Consider the following 19,044-nt stretch of genomic DNA (forward strand, 5'->3'; position numbering starts at 1 on the left):
GCCGCCTTACGGCAGATGGGGCGACGAGTACTGTGGGACTCGCTTCCGGTCCTCCCGGCGGGAGGCGCGCAGCATTGGCACTCAACCGAGCAACCTGGCTAGTGTGCCATATGGGGCAGACCCCTGGCCAATCGCGGCCGGAGAGAGTACCCCACTGATCCGCTTCTCACCCACGCCCTTGCGACGCGAGGCAACCTCGCGTGTCGATCGGCCGTCTTGCTGAGCGCGGACCGCCTGTGACCAGCCCGTCCGCCCTTATCTGAGTGTGAGAGTACGCAGCAAGGGGGGCCTGTCTGCCCGCTGCGGGGGAAGCGGACGGAGCGGGACAGATGAACATCGCGCATGCCCGGGGGGCGGCTGCCGCGCGCCTGAGCGGCCCGAGCAGACGGAATGTGGTCAGCGCCACAGCCGCCGTCGCCGCGGCCGCCGCTCTCAGCTCCTGCTCCGTACCACCACCCCAGCGGCGCTCCTACCCCACCGCGGACCCCGCACCCGGCATACCCATCGCCAGCTCCCGGCGGGCGCAGCTGATGCAGATACTCGCCCATCCCGACGACGATCTGTACTTCATGAACCCCGACACCCAGCGGATGCTGGACGCCGGGGTTCCGCTGGTCTGCGTGTACGTCACCGCCGGCGAGCACGAGGGCATCAACCACATACCCGGCAACACGAACGACCCGGCGGACAAGGCCGCCTACTCCTCGGCCCGTCACCAGGGCCTGCGCCAGGCCTACGCATCCCTGCTCGGGCTCGGCAGGTTCACCGAGTGGACCAAGGACGTCGCCCCGCTGCAGGGCGGCCACCGTGCCGAGATCAACACCCTCGTCAACGGCTACCGCAGGGTCGAGCTGATCTTCCTCAACCTCCCCATGCACACCAGGCGCCGGTACATGGCGCTGCCCAGCCTGTGGCGGGACCGCGCGCTGGGGCTGACCACCGTCGTCGCCGCCGACTCCCCTCTGCGCAGGGCCGTCTCGTACGACTACGACTCGCTCGTCGACGTACTGGTCGGGCTGATGGAGCAGTACCGGCCGACCGTGATCCAGACCCTGGACCCCGACCCGGACATCCAGCACAGCGACGAGGCCACCCGCAAGAAGGACAGCGAGCAGCGCGGCTACTCGGATCACGGCGACCACACCGCGGTCGCCTCCTTCAGCTGGGCCGCCATGGTCCGCTGGGTCGCCCGTGCGACGAAGGACGGCGGCCATGTGCCCGCCTTCGTCGCCACCGCCTTCCGCGGCTACTACAACCGCCACTGGCCCAAGAACCTCCCGGCCGCGGTGCTCAAGGAGAAGGCCGGGAACCTCGTCCCGTACGGCGGCGACCCGCAGTGGGAGTGCGGCAACCCGTCCGGCTGCGGCGACTACAGCGTCGGCGGCATCCGTCCGCTCAAGAACAAGAAGGGCTGGGTCCGCTCCACCCACTACCGCCACCCCGGCGCCCGTACCGTCGTCGCCGCCGAGCCGTCCGGCCGGCTGGTCGCCTACGGTGTGCTCGGGCTGCGTGCGGTCCGCTGGCGCGAGACCAGGCCGGGCATCGGGCAGTGGGGCAACCCGGACGACCTCGGCGGCGGCCCGCTCGCGCCCGCGCTCGGCGGCGCAACGCTGAAGGACGGCCGCCAACTGCTGTTCGCGCTGCGCTTCTCCGAGCTCGGCGGCCGCGGCGGGCCCAACCGGCGCGAGGTCGTCCTGCTGGAGCAGGGCTCCCCCGGCGGCGCGTTCCTGGCCTGGAAGGGACTCGGCAACCCCGAGCGGGGAGACGACCGCGGCCGCCGCATCGGCGTCCCCGTCGCTGTCGCGGCTCCCGACGGCCGGGTCCATCTCTTCGTCCGCAACGCCGACAAGGGCATCAGCACACGGGTCCGCGACGCCTCAGGGAACTGGGACCGCTGGCGCGACCTCGGCGGCGAGGAGATCCAGGACGGCCTGTCGACGGTCGTGGACCGCGCGGGCCGGGTCCATGTCTTTGCCGCCGGCCGCGAGGGCGTACACCACTGGACGCAGGACACGATGGGCCTGCCGCTCACCTACCGCGCGGGCGGCGGCCTGCCCGTGCCCGGGGACGCGATCGCCCCTGTGCCGACCCACGACGGCGGCATAGAGCTGTACTACCGCAGGCCGACCGCCACGGCCGTGATGGCCGTACGCGCCGGGGGCGCCCCCGCACGGCCCCGCAAGGAGGGCTTCGGCGGCTACGCCCCGGTGAGCGTGGCCGCGGCGCCCGGCGGCCCCGTACTGCTCGGCAAGGACACCCACGGACGGTTCCAACTCCGCACCGGCAGAAGGGTCCTGACGCGCACTCGGGGCATGGCGGCACTGGACGCGCCCGCCCTTCACATAGGCCGCTCGGGCGCCACCGTGGTGGGCCTGGGGGCAGACGCGCACCCCTGGACCTGGCAGCCCGAGGCAGGAACCGCCGGCTGATCCGGCTTCAGCGCAGACAGACACAGCAAAGGGGCCCCGCACCGAAGTGCGGGGCCCCAGCTGTTGCTCCAGGAGCAACCAGGTCAGATCAGCAATTACTTGTTGATCTTGATGACCTGGCCGGCGCCCACAGTCCGGCCACCCTCACGGATGGCGAACTTGAGGCCCTCCTCCATGGCGACCGGCTGAATCAGGTTGACCGTCATGGTGGTGTTGTCGCCCGGCATGACCATCTCGGTGCCCTCGGGGAGGGTCACAACGCCGGTCACGTCCGTGGTACGGAAGTAGAACTGCGGGCGGTAGTTGTTGAAGAAGGGGGTGTGACGACCACCCTCGTCCTTCGACAGAATGTAGGCCTGGGCCTCGAACTCGGTGTGCGGCGTGACCGAACCGGGCTTGATGATGACCTGGCCGCGCTCGACGTCCTCGCGCTTGATGCCACGGAGGAGCAGACCGACGTTCTCACCGGCCTGGCCCTCGTCGAGCAGCTTGCGGAACATCTCGATGCCGGTGACCGTGGTGGTGGTCTTCTCCTGCTTGATGCCCACGATGTCAACGGTCTCGTTGACCTTGAGGACACCACGCTCGATACGACCGGTGACGACGGTGCCACGACCGGTGATCGTGAAGACGTCCTCGATCGGCATCAGGAACGGCTTGTCGACGTCACGCTCGGGCTGCGGGATGGACTCGTCGACGGCCTTCATCAGGTCGAGGACGGTCTGGCCCCACTCCTTGTCACCCTCGAGCGCCTTGAGCGCCGAGACCTTGACGACCGGAAGGTCGTCGCCCGGGAACTCGTACTCGGAGAGCAGCTCGCGGACCTCGAGCTCGACGAGCTCCAGGATCTCCTCGTCGTCCACCATGTCGGCCTTGTTCAGGGCGACAACGATGTACGGAACGCCAACCTGGCGGGCCAGGAGCACGTGCTCCTTGGTCTGCGGCATCGGGCCGTCGGTCGCGGCGACCACGAGGATGGCGCCGTCCATCTGCGCCGCACCCGTGATCATGTTCTTGATGTAGTCCGCGTGACCGGGGCAGTCGACGTGCGCGTAGTGACGCGACTCCGTCTGGTACTCGACGTGCGCGATCGAGATCGTGATACCGCGCTGGCGCTCCTCAGGAGCCTTGTCGATCTGGTCGAAGGCCGAGGCCTCGTTCAGGTCCGGGTACGCGTCATGCAGCACCTTGGTAATGGCGGCCGTGAGGGTCGTCTTACCGTGGTCGATGTGACCGATGGTGCCGATGTTGACGTGCGGCTTAGTCCGCTCGAACTTCGCCTTCGCCACTGGGGTCCTCCTGTGGAGTGGTTCTGTACGCCTTACTCATCGGCGCCAGGTGATCTTTGCTGGATGGCCGGGGCCCGGGACATTCCGGCCGAATACTTGCGTAACGGCTGGAATGTCCCCAGCAGGCTCCGGTAACAAGCCTAAAGCGTGTACTCGGGAGAGTTACTCGCCCTTGGCCTTCGCGATGATCTCCTCGGCGACGTTCCGCGGAACCTCGGCGTAGGAGTCGAACTGCATCGAGTAGCTTGCGCGACCCGAGGTCTTGCTGCGGAGGTCTCCGACGTAGCCGAACATCTCCGACAGCGGAACCAGGCCCTTGACGACCCGGGCACCGCTGCGCTCCTCCATGGCCTGAATCTGGCCACGGCGGGAGTTGAGGTCGCCGATGACATCGCCCATGTAGTCCTCGGGCGTGGTGACCTCGACGGCCATCATCGGCTCGAGGAGCACGGGGGACGCCTTGCGGGCACCCTCCTTGAACGCCTGCGAACCAGCGATCTTGAACGCGAGTTCGGAGGAGTCGACCTCGTGGTAGCCACCGTCGATCAGGGTGACGCGGACGCCCACCATCTCGTAGCCGGCCAGGATGCCGAACTGCATGGCTTCCTGCGCACCCGCGTCCACCGAGGGGATGTACTCACGGGGGATGCGGCCACCGGTGACCTTGTTCACGAACTCGTAGGTCGCGTCGCCGCCCTCGATGGGCTCCAGCGCGATCTGCACCTTCGCGAACTGACCGGTACCACCGGTCTGCTTCTTGTGCGTGTAGTCGATACGCTCGACGGCCTTGCGGATCGTCTCGCGGTACGCGACCTGCGGCTTGCCGACGTTCGCCTCGACGCGGAACTCGCGCCGCATGCGGTCGACGAGCACCTCGAGGTGAAGCTCGCCCATGCCACCGATGATGGTCTGGCCGGTCTCCTCGTCGGAGTGGACCTGGAAGGAGGGGTCCTCCTCCGCGAGACGCTGGATGGCGACACCCAGCTTCTCCTGGTCACCCTTGGACTTGGGCTCGATGGCGACCTGAATAACCGGAGCCGGGAAGTCCATGGACTCCAGGATCACCGGGTTCTTGTCGTCACACAGCGTCTCACCGGTGGTGGTCTGCTTCAGGCCCATCACGGCGACGATGTCACCGGCGCCCACCGACTCGATCTCCTCACGCTTGTTCGCGTGCATACGGTAGATCTTGCCGATGCGCTCCTTCTTGCCCTTGGTGGGGTTCAGCACAGCGGTGCCGGACTCCAGGCGACCCGAGTAGACCCGGATGAAGGTGAGCTTGCCCAGGTGCGGGTCGCTCGCGATCTTGAAGGCCAGGGCGGCCAGCGGCTCGTCCTCGGACGGCTTGCGCGTGATGACCTTCTCCGCGTCCTTGACGTCGTGGCCATCAATGCCTTCGACGTCCAGGGGGGAGGGGAGGTAGCGCACAACCGCGTCGAGCAGGGGCTGCACGCCCTTGTTCTTGAACGCGGTACCGCAGAAGACGGGGGTGACGGTGGTGCCGCCGCCCTTGCCGGACGCGATGGTGATACGACGGATCGCGGCGTACAGCTGCTCCTCGGTGGGCTCGACGCCCTCCAGGTACAGCTCCATGATCTCTTCGTCGTTCTCCGCGACGGTCTCGACCAGCTTGCCGCGCCACTCCTCGGCGGCCTCGGTGTGCGTGGCCGGGATGTCGACGACGTCGTACATCTCGCCCTTGGTGGCCTCGGCGGACCAGACAAGAGCCTTCATACGAACGAGGTCGACGATGCCCTTGAAGTCTGCCTCGGCACCGATCGGCAGCTGCATCACGATCGGGGTCGCGCCGAGGCGGTCCACGATCATGTCGACGCAGCGGTGGAACTCGGCACCGGTGCGGTCGAGCTTGTTGACGAAGCAGATACGCGGAACGCCGTAGCGGTCCGCCTGACGCCAGACGGTCTCGGACTGCGGCTCAACGCCGGCGACACCGTCGAACACCGTGACGGCACCGTCGAGCACGCGGAGCGAACGCTCCACCTCGACCGTGAAGTCGACGTGACCCGGGGTGTCGATGATGTTGATGGTGTGATCGACGTCCTCGAGCGGCCAGTGACAGGTCGTCGCGGCGGACGTAATCGTGATGCCGCGCTCCTGCTCCTGCTCCATCCAGTCCATCGTGGCAGCGCCGTCGTGGACCTCACCGATCTTGTAGCTCACACCGGTGTAAAACAGGATGCGCTCGGTGGTCGTCGTCTTGCCCGCGTCGATGTGGGCCATGATCCCAATGTTGCGGACCTTGGCCAGGTCAAGCGAAGTGGTGGCCATAAGGCTCAATCTTCTCTCGGTCTCGATGTGGGTAGCGACTACCAGCGGTAGTGCGCGAAGGCCTTGTTGGACTCGGCCATCTTGTGCGTGTCCTCACGCTTCTTGACCGAAGCGCCGAGGCCGTTGGAGGCGTCGAGCAGTTCGTTCATGAGGCGCTCGGTCATGGTCTTCTCGCGACGGGCGCGGGAGTAACCCACGACCCAGCGGAGCGCGAGGGTGCCGGCGCGACCGGGCTTGACCTCGATCGGCACCTGGTAGGTGGCGCCACCGACACGGCGGGACTTGACCTCGAGAGTCGGCTTGACGTTCTCGAGAGCGCGCTTCAGCGTGATGACCGGGTCGGCGCCGGTCTTCTCGCGGAGGCCTTCCATGGCGCCGTAGACGATCCGCTCGGCAGTGGAACGCTTGCCGTTGAGCAGGATCTTGTTGATCAGCGACGTGACAAGAGGAGAACCGTAGACCGGGTCGATGATGACCGGGCGCTTCGGGGCGGGGCCCTTACGAGGCATTCTTACTTCTCCTTCTTGGCGCCGTAGCGGCTGCGGGCCTGCTTGCGGTTCTTGACACCCTGGGTGTCGAGGGAACCGCGGATGATCTTGTAGCGAACACCCGGCAGGTCCTTCACACGGCCACCACGCACGAGCACGATGGAGTGCTCCTGCAGGTTGTGTCCCTCACCCGGAATGTAGGCCGTGACCTCGATGCCGGAGGTCAGACGCACACGCGCGACCTTCCGCAGGGCCGAGTTCGGCTTCTTCGGGGTGGTCGTGAACACACGCGTGCAGACGCCGCGGCGCTGAGGAGAACCCTCGAGTGCGGGCGTCTTGTTCTTCTCGACCTTGTCCTGCCGGCCCTTCCGGACCAGCTGCTGGATCGTAGGCACTACTTCTCCGGTTTCTGTGTGCCGTATGTGAAACTAACCTGGAACGTCGCCGACCCACGCGGTCGGGTGTGTCGAATGCTGCAGGCTCCCCCGCAAAGGGAAGAGAGCGCAGATTACGGTGGCCTTTCGCGGACTCGCCATGCGGTTGAGGACACGCACACGAGCCCAGGCACACCCCAGGCACAAGGTCAGAGCGTACCTACCGCATCGGCTCCGGTCAAAACAAATGCACACGCGCAGGACACACCAGCCTGCAATGGACGACACAGGGCGGCCATCCGCGAGGGATGACCGCCCTGTGGGCGTACGCTGCGTCATTCCGGAGGACGCCCCCGGAACCCCCAGCGTTTACTGGTTGTACGGACCGTAGTCGTAGTCCTCCAGCGGAACGGCCTGGCCGGAGCCGGTGCCGAACGGCGAGTAGTCGATGTCGTCGTAGCCGACGGCCGAGTACATCGCGGCCTTGGCCTCCTCGGTGGGCTCCACCCGGATGTTGCGGTAACGGGACAGGCCCGTACCGGCCGGGATGAGCTTACCGATGATGACGTTCTCCTTGAGGCCGATCAGGGAGTCCGACTTGGCGTTGATCGCCGCGTCGGTCAGAACCCTGGTCGTCTCCTGGAAGGACGCCGCGGACAGCCACGACTCGGTCGCCAGCGAGGCCTTGGTGATACCCATCAGCTGCGGACGGCCGGAGGCGGGGTGACCGCCCTCGGTGACCACACGACGGTTCTCGGTCTCGAACTTCGAGCGCTCGACGAGCTCGCCCGGCAGCAGTTCCGCGTCGCCGGACTCGATGATCGTCACACGGCGCAGCATCTGCCGGATGATGATCTCGATGTGCTTGTCGTGGATCGACACACCCTGCGAGTTGTAGACCTTCTGGACCTCGCCGACCAGGTGGACCTGGACCGCGCGCTGACCGAGGATCCGCAGCACGTCGTGCGGGTTGGTGGCACCCACGGTGAGCTTCTGGCCCACCTCGACGTGGTCGCCCTCGCCCACCAGCAGACGGGCACGCTTCGAGATCGGGAACGGCGTCTCGTCGCTGCCGTCGTCGGGGGTGACGACGATCTTCTTGGTCTTCTCGGTCTCCTCGATACGGATGCGGCCTGCCGCCTCCGAGATCGGGGCGACACCCTTGGGCGTACGAGCCTCGAAGAGCTCGACGACACGGGGCAGACCCTGGGTGATGTCGTCACCGGCCACACCACCGGTGTGGAAGGTACGCATCGTGAGCTGGGTACCGGGCTCACCGATGGACTGGGCGGCGATGATGCCGACCGCCTCACCGATGTCGACCAGCTTGCCGGTGGCCAGCGAACGGCCGTAGCAGAAGGCACAGGTGCCGACCGCCGACTCACAGGTCAGGACCGAGCGGGTCTTGACCTCCACGACACCGGCGCCCACCAGGGCGTCGATGAGCACGTCACCCAGGTCGACATTGGCCGGCGCGATGACCTTGCCGTCGACGACGACGTCCTCGGCGAGCATCCGCGCGTACACGGAGGTCTCGACGTCCTCGGTCTTGCGCAGCACACCGTCGGCGCCGCGCTCCGCGATCTTGAGCTTCAGACCGCGGTCGGTGCCGCAGTCCTCCTCGCGGATGATGACGTCCTGCGAGACGTCGACCAGACGACGGGTCAGGTAACCCGAGTCGGCGGTACGCAGGGCGGTGTCCGCCAGACCCTTACGGGCACCGTGCGTGGAGATGAAGTACTCCAGCACGGACAGACCCTCACGGAACGACGCCTTGATGGGCCGCGGGATGGTCTCGTTCTTGGCGTTGGACACCAGACCACGCATACCGGCGATCTGACGCATCTGCATCATGTTTCCGCGAGCACCCGAGTTGACCATCATGGAGACCGGGTTGGTCTTCGGGAAGTTCGCGTTCATCGCCTCGGCAACCTCGTTGGTCGCCTTGGTCCAGATGGTGATGAGTTCCTGCGTGCGCTCCTGCTTGGTGATCAGACCGCGCTCGTACTGCTTCTGGACCTTCTCGTCCTGCGCCTCGTAGCCCTTGACGATCGCCTTTTTGGCGTCGGGGACCACGATGTCGGAGATGGCCACGGTGACACCCGAGCGGGTCGCCCAGAAGAAGCCCGCCGCCTTCAGGTTGTCGAGCGTCGCCGCCACGATGACCTTGGGGTAGCGCTCGGCCAGGTCGTTGACGATCTCGGAGAGCTGCTTCTTGCCCACCGTGTAGTCGACGAACGGGTAGTCCTCGGGCAGCAGCTCGTTGAAGAGCGCGCGGCCCAGAGTCGTACGCAGCCGGAAGCTGTCACCCTGCTGCCACTCGCCCGCGGCGATGTCCGAGCCCTCCTCCGCGACCGGCGGGGTCCAGCCACGCGGCGGGATCGTGCCGACCGGGAAGCGGATGTCGACCTTCGCCTGGAGCGAGAGCTCCCGGGCGTCGAAGGCCATGATCGCCTCGGCGGTGGAGTTGAACGCACGGCCCTCGCCGCGCACCTCGCGCTCCTCCTCGTCCGTGGTGAGGAAGAAGAGGCCGAGCACCATGTCCTGGGTGGGCATGGTGACGGGACGGCCGTCGGCCGGCTTGAGGATGTTGTTCGAGGACAGCATCAGGATGCGGGCCTCGGCCTGCGCCTCCGCGGACAGCGGCAGGTGCACGGCCATCTGGTCACCGTCGAAGTCCGCGTTGAACGCGGTGCAGACGAGCGGGTGGATCTGGATGGCCTTGCCCTCGACCAGCTGCGGCTCGAAGGCCTGGATGCCGAGGCGGTGCAGCGTGGGCGCACGGTTCAGCAGAACGGGGTGCTCGGCGATGACCTCTTCGAGGACGTCGTACACGACCGTGCGGCCGCGCTCGACCATCCGCTTGGCGCTCTTGATGTTCTGCGCGTGGTTCAGGTCGACCAGGCGCTTCATCACGAACGGCTTGAAGAGCTCCAGCGCCATGGCCTTGGGCAGACCGCACTGGTGCAGCTTCAGCTGCGGACCGACGACGATGACGGAACGCGCGGAGTAGTCCACACGCTTACCGAGCAGGTTCTGACGGAAACGGCCCTGCTTGCCCTTGAGCATGTCGCTCAGGGACTTCAGCGGGCGGTTACCGGGACCGGTCACCGGGCGACCACGGCGGCCGTTGTCGAACAGCGCGTCGACGGCCTCCTGCAGCATCCGCTTCTCGTTGTTCACGATGATCTCGGGGGCACCGAGGTCAAGGAGACGCTTGAGGCGGTTGTTGCGGTTGATCACGCGGCGGTACAGGTCGTTCAGGTCGGAGGTCGCGAAGCGGCCACCGTCCAGCTGCACCATCGGACGCAGGTCCGGCGGGATGACCGGCACGCAGTCGAGCACCATGCCCTTGGGGCTGTTGCTGGTCTGCAGGAACGCGGAGACGACCTTGAGGCGCTTGAGCGCACGGGTCTTCTTCTGGCCCTTGCCAGTACGGATGATCTCGCGGAGACGCTCGGCCTCCTCCTCGAGGTCGAAGGACTCCAGGCGCTTCTGCAGCGCCGCGGCACCCATCGAGCCGTCGAAGTACGTGCCGAAGCGGTCACGCAGCTCGCGGTAGAGCAGCTCGTCACCCTCCAGGTCCTGGACCTTGAGGTTCTTGAAGCGGTTCCACACCTCGTCGAGACGGTCGATCTCGCGCTGCGCACGGTCGCGCAGCTGCTTCATCTCACGCTCGGCGCCTTCGCGCACCTTGCGGCGCACATCGGCCTTGGCACCCTCGGCCTCGAGCTCGGCCAGGTCGGTCTCGAGCTTCTTGGCGCGGGCTTCGAGGTCGGAGTCGCGGCGGTTCTCGACCTGCTGGCGCTCGACGGAGACATGAGCCTCCAGCGAGGGCAGGTCGCGCGTACGGCGCTCCTCGTCCACGAACGTGATCATGTACGCGGCGAAGTAGATGACCTTCTCGAGGTCCTTCGGCGCGAGGTCGAGCAGGTAGCCAAGGCGCGACGGGACGCCCTTGAAGTACCAGATGTGGGTGACGGGAGCGGCCAGCTCAATGTGGCCCATCCGCTCACGGCGCACCTTGGCGCGGGTGACCTCTACGCCACAGCGCTCACAGATGATGCCCTTGAAGCGGACACGCTTGTACTTGCCGCAGTAGCACTCCCAGTCCCGGGTCGGACCGAAGATCTTCTCGCAGAAGAGTCCGTCCTTCTCGGGCTTGAGCGTGCGGTAGTTGATGGTCTCCGGCTTCTTGACCTCGCCGTGCGACCACTGTCGGATGTCGTCCGCGGTGGCAAGGCCGATCCGCAGCTCGTCGAAGAAGTTGACGTCGAGCACTTGTCGTCAATCCCTCTTTCGGGGTCGTGTCTCAATCATGGTCTGTACGGGTCCGGGGCAGGGCCGGGACCTCACGAGGAGGTCCCGGCCAGACCCGTCAGACCTCTTCGACGCTGCTCGGCTCACGCCGGGACAGGTCGATACCGAGCTCCTCCGCCGCGCGGAAGACGTCCTCGTCCGTGTCGCGCATCTCGATGGACATGCCGTCCGAGGAGAGCACCTCCACGTTGAGGCAGAGCGACTGCATTTCCTTGATGAGCACCTTGAAGGACTCGGGAATGCCGGGCTCAGGGATGTTCTCGCCCTTGACGATGGCCTCGTAGACCTTCACGCGGCCTGTGACGTCGTCGGACTTGATGGTCAGCAGCTCCTGGAGGGCGTACGCGGCGCCATAAGCCTCCAGCGCCCACACCTCCATCTCACCGAATCGCTGGCCACCGAACTGGGCCTTACCACCCAGCGGCTGCTGGGTGATCATCGAGTACGGGCCGGTCGAGCGGGCGTGCAGCTTGTCGTCGACCAGGTGGTGGAGCTTGAGGATGTACATGTACCCGATCGAGATCGGGTCCGGGAACGGCTCGCCGGAGCGGCCGTCGAACAGGTTGGCCTTGCCGGACGGCTGGACCAGCCGGTCACCGTCGCGGTTCGGGATCGTGGCCTCGAAGAGACCGGCGATCTCGTCCTCGCGCGCACCGTCGAAGACCGGGGTCGCGACGTTGGTGCCCGGCTCGACCTGGTCGGCGCCGATGGCCTGCAGGCGCTGGGCCCAGTCGTCGGCCAGACCGGAGACGTCCCAGCCGCGGCTGGCGAGCCAGCCGAGGTGGATCTCGAGGACCTGTCCCGGGTTCATCCGGGACGGGACACCGAGCGGGTTGAGGATGATGTCGACCGGGGTGCCGTCCTCCAGGAACGGCATGTCCTCGATCGGCAGGATCTTCGAGATGACGCCCTTGTTGCCGTGACGGCCGGCGAGCTTGTCACCATCGGTGATCTTGCGCTTCTGCGCGACGTACACGCGAACCAGCTGGTTCACGCCGGGCGGCAGCTCGTCGCCCTCCTCGCGGTCGAAGACGCGTACGCCGATGATCTTGCCGGTCTCGCCGTGGGGCACCTTCAGCGAGGTGTCACGGACCTCACGCGCCTTCTCACCGAAGATCGCGCGGAGCAGACGCTCCTCCGGGGTCAGCTCGGTCTCACCCTTGGGCGTGACCTTGCCGACCAGGATGTCGCCGGCGACGACCTCGGCACCGATACGGATGATGCCGCGCTCGTCGAGGTCGGCGAGGACCTCCTCGGAGACGTTCGGGATGTCCCGGGTGATCTCCTCCGGGCCGAGCTTGGTGTCACGGGCGTCGACCTCGTGCTCCTCGATGTGGATCGAGGAGAGGACATCGTCCTGCACGAGGCGCTGCGACAGGATGATCGCGTCCTCGTAGTTGTGACCCTCCCACGGCATGAAGGCGACCAGCAGGTTCTTGCCGAGCGCCATCTCGCCCTGCTCGGTGGCCGGACCGTCGGCGAGGACCTGGCCCTCGACGACCCGGGCGCCCTCGTCCACGACAACCTTCTGGTTGACCGAGGTGCCCTGGTTCGACCGGGAGAACTTGGCGATGCGGTACGTGGTGTACGTGCCGTCGTCGTTGGCGACGGTGATGTAGTCCGCGGAGACCTCCTGGACAACACCTTCCTTCTCCGCCTTGATGACGTCACCGGCGTCGACCGCGCAGCGGTACTCCATGCCGGTGCCGACCAGCGGCGCCTCGGCCGTGATCAGCGGAACGGCCTGACGCATCATGTTCGCGCCCATGAGGGCACGGTTGGCGTCGTCGTGCTCGAGGAACGGGATCATGGCGGTCGCGACCGACACCATCTGGCGCGGCGAGACGTCCATGTAGTCCACGTCGGAGCCCGGGACGTAGTCGACCTCGCCGCCACGACGGCGGACCAGGACACGGGCTTCGGCGAAGCGCATGTCGTCGGTCAGCGCGGCGTTGGCCTGCGCGATGACGAACCGGTCTTCCTCGTCGGCGGTCAGGTAGTCGACCTCGTCGGTCACCTGGTCGTCGACGACCTTGCGGTACGGCGTCTCGACGAAGCCGAACGCGTTGACCCGGCCGTAGGAGGCGAGCGAGCCGATCAGACCGATGTTCGGGCCTTCAGGGGTCTCGATCGGGCACATGCGGCCGTAGTGCGACGGGTGCACGTCACGGACCTCGAAGCCGGCCCGCTCACGGGACAGACCACCCGGGCCAAGCGCGGACAGACGGCGCTTGTGGGTGAGACCCGACAGCGGGTTGTTCTGGTCCATGAACTGCGACAGCTGGCTGGTGCCGAAGAACTCCTTGATGGAGGCGACGACCGGCCGGATGTTGATCAGGGTCTGCGGCGTGATCGCCTCGACGTCCTGGGTCGTCATGCGCTCACGCACAACGCGCTCCATACGAGCCAGACCCGTGCGGACCTGGTTCTGGATGAGCTCGCCGACGTTGCGCAGACGACGGTTGCCGAAGTGGTCGATGTCGTCGGTCTCGACGACGATCTGGGTGCCGCTCTCGCCCACGGTCTCGGTCTCACCGGCGTGCAGCTTGACCAGGTACTTGATGGTCGCGATGACGTCGTCGGTGGTGAGCACGCCGGCGTCCAGCGGCTCTTCGGCGCCGAGCTTCTTGTTCACCTTGTAGCGGCCGACCTTGGCGAGGTCGTAACGCTTCGGGTTGAAGTAGAGGTTCTCGAGCAGCGTCTGAGCGGCCTCGCGCGTCGGCGGCTCGCCCGGGCGGAGCTTGCGGTAGATGTCGAGCAGCGCGTCGTCCTGGCCCTGGGTGTGGTCCTTCTCCAGGGTGGCGCGCATGGACTCGTACTCGCCGAACTCCTCGAGGATCTGCTCGGTGGTCCAGCCGAGAGCCTTGAGCAGGACGGTGACGGACTGCTTGCGCTTGCGGTCGATGCGAACGCCGACCATGTCGCGCTTGTCGATCTCCATCTCCAGCCAGGCACCCCGGGACGGGATGATCTTGGCTGTGAAGATGTCCTTGTCGGACGTCTTGTCGATGTTGGAGTCGAAGTAGACACCCGGCGAGCGGACCAGCTGCGACACGACGACACGCTCGGTGCCGTTGATGACGAAGGTGCCCTTGTTGGTCATGAGCGGGAAGTCGCCCATGAAGACCGTCTGGGACTTGATCTCGCCGGTCTCGTTGTTGGTGAACTCGGCCGTGACGAAGAGCGGGGCCGCGTACGTGAAGTCGCGCTCCTTGCACTCGTCGATGGAGTTCTTCGGAGGCTCGAAACGGTGGTCGCGGAAGGTCAGCGACATCGACCCGGAGAAGTCCTCGATCGGAGAGATCTCCTCGAAGATCTCTTCCAGACCGGACTTGGTGGGGACGTCCTGTCCGCTGTCCAGAGCCGCCTCGACACGAGCCTTCCATGCGGCATTGCCGAGCAGCCAGTCAAAGCTCTCAGTCTGCAACGCGAGGAGGTTCGGAACCTCGAGGGGCTCCTTGATCTTTGCAAAGGAGATGCGCAGCGGGGCGGTGCTGGCGCCGTTGTTCGTATTCGCGGTCGAGGCGTTGCGCGAGGCGGCCAAGAGGGGGTCCTTCCGAGGGCTCGGACTCACTACGCGCGTACCGGTCCCACCATGGGCACGGAGACAGACGCTCCTGGTTGGCCAAATGGCCAGCTCAGGGATGCTTCAGTCAACGATGCTCATACGTGGGGATGCCCCTGGTGACGGGCAGGGGGCAGTTAACAGGCAGCGCAAAGGGTCAGTGTAGCCACTTGGCACACTGATGTCCAGTGCGGGTTTTCGAGACCCTCGTTGTTCTCAACTCCGCGGCTTGCCCTCGCGCCAGCAGGCGCACCTCGATACTGCCCGTTCGGTCGTCGATCCATGCCTCGGATCCGGATCCTTGTGACGACGCGTCCTGAGAATTGCGCGCTACGTGCGGTTCGTCAAGGCCCCCCAACCCAAACTGGCTGCTGAGATCGTCACTGACCAGCGTCAGGGGCGCACGGCGAAGATCACGATACCCACCGGATCCGGAAGAACAGGGCAGGCCTCGCACACGTCGAAGGGCGACCACCCGTCTGGGTGATCGCCCTTCGCTGTGTCCCTTGCGGCTCCTATGCGGAACCACGCGTCAGAGACTCAATCCACGCGCCGGTGGGCGCAAGTGGGGACTTACTTGACCTCGACGGACGCGCCGGCACCCTTGAGGGACTCGGCGGCCTTCTCGGCGGCGTCCTTGGCGACCTTCTCGAGAACGGGCTTCGGGGCGCCGTCCACGAGGTCCTTGGCCTCCTTCAGACCCAGGGAGGTCAGCTCACGCACGACCTTGATGACCTGGATCTTCTTCTCGCCGGCGCCGGTGAGGATGACGTCGAACTCGTCCTGCTCGGCCTCGGCCTCGGCCGGGGCGGCAGCGGCGCCACCAGCGGCAGCGGCGACCGGAGCGGCGGCGGTGACGTCGAACTTCTCCTCGAACGCCTTCACGAACTCGGAGAGCTCGATGAGGGTCATCTCCTCGAACTGCGCAAGCAGGTCGTCCTGGCTGAGCTTCGCCATGATGGGCGATCCTTCCACTAAATCGGCTGGTGCCGGGATGTATATGTCGGCGGGCGTTCGGCCCGCTGCGACCAGCTCGCCTTCAGGCGGCGCTGATCAATGCGCGAGCCGAATTACTCGGCACCGCCCTGCTCGGCCTTCTTGGCACGAAGCGCCTCCGCGGTGCGGACGAACTTCGAGGGAAGCGCCTGGAAGAGCGCGGCAGCCTGGGACTGCTTGCCCTTCATGGCGCCCGCCAGCTTGGCGAGCAGAACCTCGCGGGACTCGAGGTCCGCAAGCTTCTTGATCTCATCGGCGGACAGCGCCTTACCGTCAAGGACACCGCCCTTGATGATGAGGTTGGGGTTGTCCTTGGCGAAGTCACGAAGACCCTTCGCCGACTCCACCGGGTCACCGGTGACGAAGGCAACCGCTGTCGGACCGTTGAACAGGTCGTCAAGCGTGTTGATCCCGGCCTCGTTGGCCGCAATCTTGGTCAGCGTGTTCTTCACCACGGCGTACTGGGCGTTCTCACCGAGCGAACGGCGCAGCTGCTTGAGCTGAGCCACGGTGAGACCCCGGTACTCGGTCAGCACGGCGGCGTTCGAGCTGCGGAACTGCTCCGCGAGCTCGGCTACCGCGGCAGCCTTGTCGGGCCTTGCCATAGAGCGTCGGCCTCCTTCCGGGTGATGAGGACCGCTCAGAAGGGGCTGGGCAAAACGAAACGCCCCGGCGCAGGCGCACGGGGCGTAGCTCAACCGAATGGAATCCGGGAGCTGTCCACAGTCACCTGCGCAGGACGTCCGCAGCTAGCGGATCCTTCGGCCGCCACACCCTCTACGAGAGCACGGCAACGACCAGCGGTCTTTGGCTTCTGTGGAAGCGTACGGGACCGGATCCCGGTCAGGCAAATCGGGCCGTACGGCTCACTCCTGGCCGCTCCCGATGTCCTTGAACATCTCGGCCAGGTCCGCCGTCGCGGAGGCCGGCGGCGCCTTCACGACGACCGGTTTGTTGTAGTCGAGGAACGTGATGGTGAGATCCAGCGGGCCCTTCTCGGCGGCCGCGCGGGTGCGGAACTGCTTGGTGTGATCGTTCCCGTCGATCCACATGTCCATCGTGACGGCCTTGACGCCCATCTCCTCGTACTTCTTGAGGCTCTTCTCCCGGCGCTGCCTGGTCGCCGCGTCCTCGCCCTTGAGACTCGCGCGCATCACGTCCAGCGGCACGGTGCCCGCGTAGTGGGTGGTGGCCACGCCGTCGACCGTCTCCTGGCCGACCTTCTTGAGGTCCTTGGCGGCGGTCAGCGAGGACGAGTCCTCCGTCGGGTTCCGGTCCGCCTGGCCGCCCAGCCCGGACAGCGGGTCCTGGCCGCCCTTGCCCAGCCCGGACAGGTCGAACTTGAGCCACGTCTTGCCGTCCAGCTCGGCAGCGGCCTTCTCGCCTCCGTTGAGGTACATGACGCCGCCGACGAGGCGGATCTCGACCTCGGCGTTCTCCCCGGCGCTCTTCTGCTTCATCTTCATCCGCAGGGCGAGCGGCTTCAGCGCCATCGCAGCCTGGCCCTCGATCGCGCCGCCCCCCGGCACCTGGCCCTTCATGCGGTACGAGAGCGAGGTCAGCTTCTCGTTCTGGTCGGCCGCGCGCTTGACCGCCGCCGCCAGGGTGACCCGGAGCGGCTTCTGCGCGGCCGGGCGGTCCGGCTTCGGCGTGGTGCCCGCCGAACAGGCCGCGGTGCCGCACAGCAGCGCTCCGGCGAGCAGCCCCCCGGCCGCCTTCCGGTACATCGGATGCATGTTCCCCCCACAGGTGTACGTGATGCTCCGCAAACCCTCGTGACACTACCGTTCGACTCCGACAGCGCCAGTGATTAAAAGCGGCGCCTGAGCAAAAACCGGCCCCCGCGCCTCTGTCGAGGTGCGGGGGCCGGTTCACGTACCGAGTGAGCCGTCAGGCTCAGACCGCGGCCGGGTCCTCCTCGACGAGGAGGTTGCGGGTGCGGTTGGAGTCCAGCGGGATGCCGGGGCCCATCGTCGTGGTCAGGGTCGCCTTCCTGATGTAGCGGCCCTTCGCGGCGGACGGCTTGAGACGGAGGATCTCCTCCAGCGCCGCGGCGTAGTTCTCGACCAGCTTCGTCTCGTCGAAGGAGACCTTGCCGATGATGAAGTGCAGGTTCGAGTGCTTGTCGACGCGGAACTCGATCTTGCCGCCCTTGATGTCGTTCACAGCCTTGGTGACATCGGGGGTGACGGTGCCGGTCTTCGGGTTCGGCATCAGACCACGCGGACCGAGCACGCGGCCGAGGCGGCCGACCTTGCCCATGAGGTCCGGGGTGGCGACGACGGCGTCGAAGTCCAGACGGCCCTTCGCAACCTCGTCGATCAGTTCGTCGGAGCCGACAATGTCGGCGCCAGCGGCTTCCGCGGCCGCAGCACGGTCACCGGTCGCGAAGACCAGGACCCGGGCGGTCTTGCCGGTGCCGTGCGGAAGGTTCACGGTGCCGCGGACCATCTGGTCGGCCTTGCGCGGGTCAACACCCAGACGCATGGCGACCTCGACGGTGCCGTCGAACTTTGTGGCGGTGGTGTCCTTGGCGAGACGGACGGCCTCGAGCGGGGCGTACAGCTTCTCCCGGTCGATCTTGGCGTCCGCAGCGCGGAGAGTCTTGCTGCGCTTCACTTCTGCTCCTGTGTTGGTTCAGGTATGGAGTCGTGGTGCGGACCAGCGCTTGGTCCTACCACTGAGGTCAACGGGGGCTGTCAGCCCTCGACCGTGATGCCCATCGAACGGGCGGTGCCGGCGATGATCTTCGACGCGGCGTCCAGGTCGTTGGCGTTCAGGTCGGGCATCTTGACCGAGGCGATCTCACGGACCTGGGCGCCGGTGAGCTTGGCAACCTTGGTCTTGTGAGGCTCGCCGGAGCCCTTGTCCACACCCGCAGCCTTGAGGATCAGCTTGGCGGCCGGCGGAGTCTTGGTGATGAAGGTGAAGGAACGGTCCTCGTAGACCGTGATCTCCACCGGCACGACCATGCCACGCTGCGACTCGGTCGCAGCGTTGTAGGCCTTGCAGAACTCCATGATGTTGACGCCGTGCTGACCCAGCGCGGGGCCGACCGGCGGAGCCGGGTTGGCCGCGCCGGCCTGGATCTGGAGCTTGATAAGCCCCGTGACCTTCTTCTTCTTGGGAGGCATTCCGGGTCCTCTTCCTATTCATGTCTTTCCTGCTGCCCAAGGGGCAACCGCACAACGATAACTGCTGGGGCTGTGCGGCCAAAAACCGAGCAGGTCAGAGCGGCTGCGAGAGCCGATCTGACCTGTTCGGAGGCGTATGTTCCAGAGGACTGCCTGAAGG

12 protein-coding genes are annotated in these 19,044 nt (G+C 66.4%); 1 reads left to right on the plus strand and 11 read right to left on the minus strand.

All coding sequences use genetic code 11. The annotated features are described in order from the left end of the window. Positions 1–329: 329 nt before the first annotated feature. Positions 330–2,429, plus strand: coding sequence for a PIG-L family deacetylase (locus tag OOK40_RS10520; RefSeq protein ID WP_266479173.1), 2,100 nt, complete (start codon positions 330–332; stop codon positions 2,427–2,429). Between the two features lie 95 nt (positions 2,430–2,524). Here the strand turns inward: OOK40_RS10520 and tuf are convergent, their stop codons facing one another. From tuf to rplK, 11 genes are all read right to left on the minus strand, one after another. Next, on the minus strand, positions 2,525–3,718 hold the full coding sequence (gene tuf / locus OOK40_RS10525; protein ID WP_266479175.1) for an elongation factor Tu: 1,194 nt from the start codon (positions 3,716–3,718) through the stop codon (positions 2,525–2,527). Between the two features lie 162 nt (positions 3,719–3,880). Continuing rightward, the gene (gene fusA, locus OOK40_RS10530) at positions 3,881–6,007 is read right to left on the minus strand and encodes an elongation factor G (RefSeq protein WP_266479177.1); all 2,127 of its coding nucleotides are present in this window, start codon (positions 6,005–6,007) and stop codon (positions 3,881–3,883) included. Between the two features lie 38 nt (positions 6,008–6,045). Then, entirely contained in the window at positions 6,046–6,516 is a 471-nt protein-coding gene (gene rpsG / locus OOK40_RS10535; RefSeq protein WP_266479179.1) for a 30S ribosomal protein S7, read from the minus strand. Between the two features lie 2 nt (positions 6,517–6,518). Continuing rightward, on the minus strand, positions 6,519–6,890 hold the full coding sequence (rpsL, locus tag OOK40_RS10540) for a 30S ribosomal protein S12 (protein ID WP_003948652.1): 372 nt from the start codon (positions 6,888–6,890) through the stop codon (positions 6,519–6,521). A 348-nt stretch (positions 6,891–7,238) separates the two neighbouring features. Continuing rightward, the gene (locus OOK40_RS10545; RefSeq protein ID WP_266479181.1) at positions 7,239–11,150 is read right to left on the minus strand and encodes a DNA-directed RNA polymerase subunit beta'; all 3,912 of its coding nucleotides are present in this window, start codon (positions 11,148–11,150) and stop codon (positions 7,239–7,241) included. 97 nt (positions 11,151–11,247) lie between these two features. Then, the gene (rpoB, locus tag OOK40_RS10550) at positions 11,248–14,733 is read right to left on the minus strand and encodes a DNA-directed RNA polymerase subunit beta (protein ID WP_266479183.1); all 3,486 of its coding nucleotides are present in this window, start codon (positions 14,731–14,733) and stop codon (positions 11,248–11,250) included. Between the two features lie 594 nt (positions 14,734–15,327). Continuing rightward, complete coding sequence (gene rplL, locus OOK40_RS10555) at positions 15,328–15,711, minus strand: 50S ribosomal protein L7/L12 (protein WP_266479185.1); 384 nt, start codon at positions 15,709–15,711, stop codon at positions 15,328–15,330. A gap of 113 nt (positions 15,712–15,824) precedes the next feature. Then, positions 15,825–16,355, minus strand: a complete 531-nt coding sequence (gene rplJ / locus OOK40_RS10560; RefSeq protein ID WP_266479187.1) for a 50S ribosomal protein L10 — start codon at positions 16,353–16,355, stop codon at positions 15,825–15,827. 261 nt (positions 16,356–16,616) lie between these two features. Next, entirely contained in the window at positions 16,617–17,477 is an 861-nt protein-coding gene (locus tag OOK40_RS10565) for a DUF1396 domain-containing protein (protein ID WP_323136049.1), read from the minus strand. A 169-nt stretch (positions 17,478–17,646) separates the two neighbouring features. Further along, complete coding sequence (gene rplA / locus OOK40_RS10570) at positions 17,647–18,369, minus strand: 50S ribosomal protein L1 (protein WP_266479191.1); 723 nt, start codon at positions 18,367–18,369, stop codon at positions 17,647–17,649. A gap of 80 nt (positions 18,370–18,449) precedes the next feature. Then, a complete protein-coding gene (gene rplK, locus OOK40_RS10575; protein WP_142214219.1) occupies positions 18,450–18,884 on the minus strand; it encodes a 50S ribosomal protein L11 in 435 nt (144 codons plus the stop codon). Positions 18,885–19,044 lie beyond the last annotated feature (160 nt).

It is taken from the genome of Streptomyces sp. NBC_01481, assembly GCF_026339995.1.
Taxonomy (GTDB): domain Bacteria; phylum Actinomycetota; class Actinomycetes; order Streptomycetales; family Streptomycetaceae; genus Streptomyces.

What these genes read in the sequence shown, in the direction of transcription:
- OOK40_RS10520 (WP_266479173.1), top strand. Translation starts at nt 330, where the DNA reads ATGAACATCGCGCATGCCCGGGGGGCGGCTGCCGCGCGCCTGAGCGGC.
- fusA (WP_266479177.1), bottom strand. Translation starts at nt 6,007, where the DNA reads ATGGCCACCACTTCGCTTGACCTGGCCAAGGTCCGCAACATTGGGATC.
- rpsG (WP_266479179.1), bottom strand. Translation starts at nt 6,516, where the DNA reads ATGCCTCGTAAGGGCCCCGCCCCGAAGCGCCCGGTCATCATCGACCCG.
- rplL (WP_266479185.1), bottom strand. Translation starts at nt 15,711, where the DNA reads ATGGCGAAGCTCAGCCAGGACGACCTGCTTGCGCAGTTCGAGGAGATG.
- rplJ (WP_266479187.1), bottom strand. Translation starts at nt 16,355, where the DNA reads ATGGCAAGGCCCGACAAGGCTGCCGCGGTAGCCGAGCTCGCGGAGCAG.
- OOK40_RS10565 (WP_323136049.1), bottom strand. Translation starts at nt 17,477, where the DNA reads ATGTACCGGAAGGCGGCCGGGGGGCTGCTCGCCGGAGCGCTGCTGTGC.
- rplK (WP_142214219.1), bottom strand. Translation starts at nt 18,884, where the DNA reads ATGCCTCCCAAGAAGAAGAAGGTCACGGGGCTTATCAAGCTCCAGATC.